We start from the raw sequence: 838 nt of genomic DNA, 5'->3' as shown, positions 1-838 counted from the left end.
CGGGAATGCGAGCAATCGATGAGCGTAACTATTGGGGGGAAAACGGTTACCTTTGCTAGAAATGTTTGTGAAGATGATAAAGATGAGGGAGCAGACGATAATAAAGGCGGCGGTGATGAAGATAAAGGAGATGAAAGCGATGCAGGTAGGGTTGATTTAGGCATTTCCGGTCCCCCTCCAGGTTATACTGGTTGGCTTTGTATGGCTTACTGGGCACATATTCGGGTTTTTCAAACAGATCCTATAAAAAGCCAGTATGCAGATTTAGTTGAGTCATTCGCCGGGAAAAGTTTTAAAAATTTCGGATCTGACATAGAGTTGAACATTTCAATGTATAGCGCCCCTTATATTTCTGCCCCTTTAGTCAATTTAGGTTATACAAATCCAGGCTCCATTACCGCGTTTAGAAGGAAACTGCAGGAGGAAGAGGGGTTCTTACATTCTTCTACTACAATAAAAGAGAGAATATCAGTAACAAAACTGGGGAAATTCGCTAAAGAGAGTTCTCCACGCTATTTTGCTACATCTACCAACCTAGGTCATGACGGGTATTATACCGTTGATTCTATTGCGGCTCCCTGGGTTGCTAATCCAAATGCGGAAGGGTAACCGAAACTTTATGAACATTACTGGATTATTAGACACATTCATCAAATAGGATCGTACTCCAGATATCACCCAGTTTATCCCTGTAAATGGGTGGAGAATTATCAACCAGAGCCACCGCCAAGTCTACCAATATTAAGGAGTGATATGCTTCAATCATGCTGTGAAGATTTGACCAAGATGACTCGGGAAATACATAAAGCCCTAGGGGTCAGGAAGTTGTTAGACAAGA

At 42.1% G+C, this 838-nt stretch carries 1 pseudogene; it reads left to right on the top strand.

The window, feature by feature from the left end:
* A pseudogene (locus P5674_RS25350) lies at positions 1-609 on the top strand (hypothetical protein); the annotation flags it as partial.
* Positions 610-838 lie beyond the last annotated feature (229 nt).

Origin of the sequence: Limnospira sp. PMC 289.06 (assembly GCF_032350395.1) — a bacterium.
GTDB classification, from domain to species: domain Bacteria; phylum Cyanobacteriota; class Cyanobacteriia; order Cyanobacteriales; family Microcoleaceae; genus Limnospira; species Limnospira platensis.
Note: the sequence above shows the minus strand (reverse complement) of the source record. Positions and strands in the feature narration are given on the sequence as shown.